The 5,165-nt window shown below is 31.6% G+C and carries 3 protein-coding genes; all 3 read right to left on the bottom strand.

Going from position 1 to position 5,165, the window contains the following annotated elements; translation table 11 throughout:
* Positions 1-407: 407 nt before the first annotated feature.
* On the bottom strand, positions 408-3,350 hold the full coding sequence (locus ACNF42_RS08390; protein WP_443340318.1) for a hypothetical protein: 2,943 nt from the start codon (positions 3,348-3,350) through the stop codon (positions 408-410).
* Positions 3,350-4,495 carry an IS3 family transposase gene (locus tag ACNF42_RS08385; protein ID WP_443340317.1) on the bottom strand — a complete coding sequence of 382 codons (1,146 nt, stop codon included), beginning with the start codon at positions 4,493-4,495 and terminating at the stop codon, positions 3,350-3,352. Before ACNF42_RS08385 ends, ACNF42_RS08390 begins: the two co-directional genes overlap by 1 nt.
* Positions 4,496-4,963: 468 nt before the next feature.
* A partial coding sequence (locus tag ACNF42_RS08380) for a transposase (RefSeq protein ID WP_443340316.1) occupies positions 4,964-5,165 on the bottom strand: 202 nt, incomplete at its 5' end.

Here is a 5,165-nt window from a genome sequence, read left to right as displayed (position 1 = left end):
ATTTCAGGAAAGAATTTGTGGAAGAGAGGAAAAGAAAGGAGGAGAGAATATTGAAGAACAGGATTGAAAAGAGAAGGAGGTTGAAAGAAGATGTATCATTGGAAGAGAGAATATCTGTCCAAAATTAGGGGGCTCAGATCAATGGGGATGTTTGAACTTCCTCCCCTGTATCATTGTGATACATATCATTCAATAATGGTGTGAATCAACTCCAGTCAATGGCATTCTTAATGAATATCAATGGATCATTTATCTTCATTGAGTTGTATTTCTCTTTTAAAGCATGATCAAGCAGGTCACTCATACTGTAACATGCGTGTTTCATGAATAAATGTTACGGTGTTTAATGAGGGGTTATTAGAAATCCTCATTAATTAAAATTTAAGATTCATTTAAATGGTTTTCCTTTAAGTTTTTATTTGAATTTTAAATTTTTTTATGTACATAATTAAAACTGGCAGTGTTTGAGTTGTTAACAATATTATAGATATAATATAAACAATTAATGACAATAGAAGAATTTTTGTTAATTCACTATTGCCTGTAAAATATAAATTCAGTGTAATATTATTCCCATTGTTATTTGGAAAAACAAGTATTTCAGTAGCATAACCATCATCTATTACTAAAATATTGCTAGTATTTTTATTATATTTTACAGACCACCCTCTTGCATAATTTTCAGTTAGTATTATGGGTATAGGCTTTGTATTGTTTTCTGGATGATTAATTTTTAAATTAACATTTTCACCACTTATTTTTTCATATGTTAAATTTGCCTTTAGATCAAGGTTACTTGTTGTTTGAATGAACGTGGATTTATTTATATTATGCACAAGTTCAATACTGTATATTGTTAAATTTTCATAGGAAGGCCATTTATTAATTGGTATATTCCTTAAACCTGTACCATTTTTAGCAACAGGAAGTATAGAAAATAATAATTTGTATATAGTCTTTCCAGTGACATCATTAAGATTTATCACCATTGTTGTGATATTAGTGTTTGAGCACCAGTCACCACCATATGCTGGATTTAATTTATTATCGCCGGAACCAAGGCTATTATATGATCCGAATAAATTATATATACTATTATTTTTACTTAGATCGTATATATACATATTATTACCTGTTGTATTTTTTGTTGTGATTGCACTAATAGTAAATGCTGCATTACTATTTGTCTTGAATTTTATTATAAGATCATTCAGTGATGGGTTTATATCAATCGGATATTCGTTAAATATTGAAGGTCCACCGTAACCAGTATAACTGAATGGCAATTTTCCCTCCATTTTTTCTGTTTTATTTCTTTCAGTTTCATTGACACTTATCAAAATACTTCCATTGTAAGAAGCATTTATGAAATTATTTGGTGACATGGCATAGCTTCTATTAATATCATCATAATATTCCTTAGTTATATTCTTAGTAGGGAATATTCCATTAACGGCTACGGAAGAGTTTACCGCTTCTTCTGGAATGTAAACCAATTTTGCGTTGAGTGTATTTTCGTATATATAGTTGCTTCCAAATTGCTTTATTAGGCTTATATTAGATGTGTGGTTTAAGGAATATAAAATGGATTGGTAATTTGGCGTATATGTATATGACCAATATGGTGTAGCTGTTATATTACCCTCTATGACTAGATATTTTATTCCCAAATCAGATAAAGATGATGCAAAATTAGGAACCTCCCAAGTTTCGCCATATTTTATATATTCACATAAATAGTCCTCCATGCTATTTGCTGGGGAATCAATAACGTAGTTGCTACCGATAAGATTGGGAAGTAAGTCAAACCCATCATAACCATGGGTCCAGTTTTCATCTATTACCCCTCCTCCAGGAAATAAATACACATAGTTATAATTATTTAATTTCTCACTTATATAATTTGCAGTTTGTACCTCATATTCAGGTATTTGTACCCTTGATTTTAATGGTGATACTGGAATGGCCTCTCCGAGATAAATATTGGCAGATGTTGATATAATAGGAAGAATCATGATTAAGATTATTAAAATAGCAATTACCCTAACTATAGTCTTTTTATATCTCCTTAACTTAATGATATTTACCTCTTTATAATAAATATGTATGGAAAAAAATATTCTGTATCCGGAAAATAATATTAATAATATATATAATAAATTGAAAGAAAATATGAGTGCCGTATATGGATTTCTGAATGCCAATAAAAGTTCACTATTTCTAAACAGTAAATCCAGGTATAGATATTTAAATGGCCCTTCAGAACCTATTAAAAGTAGAAATGTAATGAAATAAATAAATAACAAGTAAAAATAATTCCTATTACTTTTGGAATTTAAGGATATAATCCCTCCAAAAATAATTGGAAATATGGCATACGCTAGAATTTTGCCATATTTGAAAAAAATTGAAGACCCTAAGCTTGGATATGAGTATTGGGAAGTTGCATATGTGAATTCCATAATTTTTAAAATATTTATATTTCCAGCTAAATAAAAAATGCTTAGATTAAAATTAGTTCCTGATTTTGTATTAAATGGTATATAATATCCTTCCAATAGGGTCGGGTATATGTACCATATATTGCCAATTAGCATTATTAAAATAATTATTAAATAGCCGAATAGCAATCTCTTAAAGTTGGTTTTATTAAAGTTATTTATAAAAGGAAAAATTGGGGTTATCAAAAAAAGCCATAGAAATGAAATATTAAACGGTGTATTTACAGAAATAGAAAGACTTGAAAAAATTAAAATATAGAGAAGATACTTTTTAACAAATCTACCGTCAAAATAATTTTCATAGAATAATAATATATAATATAGCATAGCTGAACCAAATGAAAGTAAAAAGAATCCACCTGGTATAAAATTCCACCAGAATACAGTTTGTGATGCAAAACTGAATACAACCAATAGTGAAGCTAAGGCAGAAACGAATGTTTTTATAGCGTTATCATCAATAAAATTAAAAATATACGCATAAAACAATTTATAGAAATAGTATAATGCTATGAATTGAAAAACAGATATTATAAATATTTCCTGCATATATACTGGGAATCCTATTAATGATAATATGTAAATAAACAATGTTTCAGGAAAATTGAAAAAGTTAATAAATGAAATGTTTCCATAATTATAAAATGTGAAACCATTGAATAGATTATAAAAAACAAATGATGAATTGAATGGCCATTGTATGTTAAGAAAATCTATTTCATATTTTCCACCTATGTTTATTATTGTAATAAAAATGGATATAAAAAAAAATAAGATATATAATATATCATTTTTAGGTAATTTATTCATTTGATCTGCCCCATCTGATTTTTGAGCACTTTTCTTCATTATTCATTTATTCTTACCCCTATCTCTTTCTTCTCGAATCTTTCCTTGAATGTCAGATAATCTAGGAACTTCCTCCTGAACTCAATTTGAGGGAGATAATCAATGGATAAACCTGACCTACATTCATTGTAGTCCGTGAATGCTTTCCTAATGACATTTGAAGTATCATAGAAGTACACTAATTCATTGGGCAGTATGTATTCTGTCTTGATTGAATTGTGGACCGATTCAATATCCCTGTTATCTTCTAGAGTGTGTTTATGAATATATTCAAGTCTTATTCCAAGTAGTTTCATGACAATTTTGAACTCATGGGATATGTACTGAGGGCCATTGTCTGTTTTCAGTGTCAAACCCTCTAGAGCTGTTCCGTTGAATGCAATGAGAACAGCATTCTCCACGGATCTTATGGCATCCCTTGCCATGAAGGATCGGGAATAATTGTATCCCTGCCACTCCTTGGTTAAGCAGTCCTTGATGCACATGAGATAGGTCATTCCAATCTCTGTGGGAATGTATGTGGTATCAATCTCCCACATCTGATCCGGACCATGTAGTTGGAAGAGATTCCTTGACTTTGTTCTTGCCCTGTGCTGTGAATCAGGAAGGCTCAGATTGTTATCCTTGAGTACTTTCCTGACAGTCTTCAGATTCACCCTTGTTCCATGATTCTTTAATATTGCCCATACTCTCCTGTAACCGTATGTCGACCTTTCAGATGCGATCTCCCTGATCCTCTTTTTGATCGATGGATCAAGCCGGTCAACATGCCTCTCCTTGGGTTTGTAATAATATGTGGACATTGATATTCCAGATATTCGTGAGATCTCCCTGATAGGAATCTGATCTATCGAATCTTCAAGAACCATCATTTTGTGTTCCCGTGATCTTTTTTTAAAATCGTCTATGTCCAATGACTGGTTTCTAATGGTCTTCTTCAGGTCATTTATCTCCTCATTCCTTAAATCAGAATTTCTTCTCTGGGCCAGTACTGCTTTTCCTCCAAGTATGAACTGATCCCTCCACTTGATCAACTGAACAGTATATTTGCCATGCCAGCGACGCATCTCTCCCTGTGTCACACAATGAGTGAAGGACTCCGTTACTATCTGGAACTTCTCCTCTGCGGAATACTTTAATTTCATGAAGATACCCCCATAATCTGGAAAACTGATTCCCCCATGCTATTCATGTATTCATTCTTACTTATAATATTAACATCTTGGTGTTCCAGTTCTATGATGGCTTGGTCCACACTTATAATATGCTATATAATATCATTATATAATATTTATGCTAGAATTACACATACTGTACTTCTATGAAAAAAGTCTATCTGAAATGGAAGTACTATTCCGATTCTTAAAGAGCTTTATGGTGTCGATCACTTTCCTTGATACATTCGGCTGGAAGTATCTCATGCGAGTGGATTCTATTTTCTTCTTATCGGCCTCCCCATCTCATTGTAGAACGCGATACTCTTTGATAGCATCCTCCATATGTTTTCAGCAAGCATCATAATTATCGCAATAATAGTACGACTTTTTCCTAACCGCTGTACAAGTTTTAGATACTTTATTTTCATCCTTTTGGAATACTCAAATCTTGAGTAATCATAAAGGATACCTCCTTTGGAACATTTCCTTAATCTCATCAATGCATTTATAATATCCTCTCAATGATCTCATAGACCATTTGTCATTTATCTCTGCTGCCCTCAGATAAATGATCTTCATTGCACTCTCTTCAGAAGGCATTGAATCAATGATCTTGATCCTTCTTCTTATCTCCTTGTTCATGCGTTCTATGAGATTT

Source organism: Cuniculiplasma thermophilum, assembly GCF_052315355.1.
Taxonomy (GTDB): Archaea; Thermoplasmatota; Thermoplasmata; order Thermoplasmatales; family Thermoplasmataceae; genus Cuniculiplasma.
This window is presented reverse-complemented; position numbering and strand designations above follow the sequence as displayed.

Coding starts and splice junctions, on each gene's coding strand:
- ACNF42_RS08385 (WP_443340317.1), bottom strand. CDS start 4,495: ATGAAATTAAAGTATTCCGCAGAGGAGAAGTTCCAGATAGTAACGGAG.
- ACNF42_RS08390 (WP_443340318.1), bottom strand. CDS start 3,350: ATGAAGAAAAGTGCTCAAAAATCAGATGGGGCAGATCAAATGAATAAA.